Annotated in this window: 3 protein-coding genes; all 3 read left to right on the forward strand. The window is 61.6% G+C overall.

Annotation, left to right across the window (positions count from 1 at the left end; genetic code table 11):
- A partial coding sequence (locus EOD15_RS33270; RefSeq protein WP_185929149.1) for a YadA-like family protein occupies positions 1-476 on the forward strand: 476 nt, incomplete at its 5' end.
- Positions 477-815: 339 nt separating this feature from the next.
- A complete protein-coding gene (locus tag EOD15_RS33275) occupies positions 816-1,382 on the forward strand; it encodes a lasso peptide biosynthesis B2 protein (RefSeq protein WP_127409241.1) in 567 nt (188 codons plus the stop codon).
- Positions 1,379-2,104 (forward strand): hypothetical protein (locus EOD15_RS33280; RefSeq protein ID WP_148129790.1); only part of this gene is annotated, 726 nt, incomplete at its 3' end. The genes EOD15_RS33275 and EOD15_RS33280, both read left to right, overlap by 4 nt.

The following is a 2,104-nucleotide window of genomic DNA, read 5'->3' on the forward strand; positions in this document are numbered from 1 at the left end:
CGCTGGAAGGTGCCAATGGCACCCGGATTTCCAATGTGGCGGCTGGCATCCAGGCGTCGGATGCGGCGAATGTCGGCCAGGTACGGGAGGTGGCACAGGAAGGCCGCAAGTACACGGACAAGAAGGCCGAACAGACCCTGCAGGAAGCCAAGGCGTACACCGACAGCCGCGTGAGCGACGTGTGGCATGGTGTGGAGGACATGGCAGCGCAGATCGACCGCCGTTTCCACATGACCGACAAGCGGATCAATCGCCAGTCGGCCATGACTTCGGCGATGGTGCAGATGGCCACCAATGCGGCAGGCTCGCGTAGCGAGCGCGGCCGCGTGGGTGCGGGCCTGGGCTGGTCGAGCGGCGAGCGTGCACTGTCGATCGGCTATTCCCGTGCGATCGGCGAACGTGCGTCATTCAGTTTCGGCGGCGCTCTGAGCGGCGGTGAATCGTCCGCAGGCATTGGCTTCGGCATCGATCTGTAACTCCCTTCCAGCACTTGCAGCATTTTGGGGCCGGCTTGTCCGGCCCTTTTTTGTGCTCGGGCGGTCGGGAGAATAGTCGGAATATAACGCCCCTATAGAGCGGGGCCAGACATAGACTCCGATGGCCGGCAATGGTGCCGGCGTCACTAAGGAGCTGTCATGAACGAGCAGAACGAAAAGCTGATCGACCTCGGCAACGCGACCGAAGAGACCAAGGGCTACAACTTCGACTACGTGCTGGAGCCGATCCCGCAGGACAAGAAGTACGACTTCTAATCCGGCGGCGAGGGGTCGGGAAACCGGCCCCTCTCTCTTTATATATGTGCGAGGGGATGTGGCATGGAGACTGTAGATTTTCCAGCCCTAACCGCATGGTCGAACGGGCAGTGGATTCACCTGGATCTGGCCAAGAATCGATATTTCGGCGGAGCTATCCAGAGAGACGCCGCACTGCAGGCGGCGACGATGGCGACCGTCGCCAAGCTCCGCATTGGTGTGGGTGAGCCGAAGATGCTGATCCCGCCTGCAGCCGAGCTACTGCATTTCCTGCGATGCTGCCGGGTGGCGGCAAGGGTCCGGCGGGAACCCATTCGCACCCAGCTCGATTTGCTGCGCGGCGCGAGACACCCTAGTAAATCTCGCCACTCCGGTCAGCAGCAGGCTGAACGGTACGCCGTCATGTATCAGCATCTGCGCAACCTCAGATTCAGGCGTCCCGCATGCTTGGAAGATTCGGTTTGCTGCGCGCTGTTCCTGGGGCGGTACATCGAGCGCCCGTCATTCCGCATCGGTGTCGTGCAGCCACCGTTTATGGCCCATGCCTGGGTGCAGGTTGGCGACATGATTGTCAACGATGTGAAAGGGGCGGTGGAACAATACAGCGAGATTTTGAGGATGGATCTATGAAGCTGAATCTGGCGCCGTTGACCTCCCGGGCTCGGACGGTCACGACGATCGCTGTATCGAGCCGAATGGAAGTGGTGGTTCTGGACGATGTTGTAGACGCGAGGACAGGCGCACCAACTGAGGTTTCCGCCGACAGGCTTCGGGGGTGCAGCACCTGGGAGGCTGCGCTTTATCTGCACGAGAACTATGCCGGCGACACGGCTTTTATAGTCCGTACCCCCGGGGCATTTGCCGTGGTGCGCGCGGCGTTCTCGGAAGTGCCAATCTATTACTGGCAACGGGGCGATACCCTGGAAATATGGTCGGGACTGGAGGCCCCTGCGCTCCTGGTGGAGCGCGGTCCCCAGTTCGATTTGGAATACCTGGCCGGTAAGCTGCTCAATTGGTCTTGGATGACGCCGGCGACCGGCTTGCACGGCGTGGCGGAGCTGCTGAGCGGGGCTGTTCTGTTTTCCGATGGCAAGGTTGTGCGTCAGCACGACCTGCTGGCCAGCGCTGTTAGGCGGCTGGAAGCGGACGTGCGCACGCCCTATGCGGTCCAGGTCGAGGCGTTCCGGCAGCTCATTTCGAGCAGCATCCGGCACAAAGCGGGGCCGCGACCTGACCAGGTAAGCGTCTTATGCTCAGGCGGGGTCGATTCCTCGGTGGTTGCCGTGGCCGCCGCCGCTCTGCATCCGGACCGGAAGTTGCCGCTGATTCACTGTTACTCCGTGGATCACGTC

Origin of the sequence: Mesorhizobium sp. M7A.T.Ca.US.000.02.2.1, from assembly GCF_003996995.1 — a bacterium.
GTDB lineage: Bacteria > Pseudomonadota > Alphaproteobacteria > Rhizobiales > Rhizobiaceae > Mesorhizobium.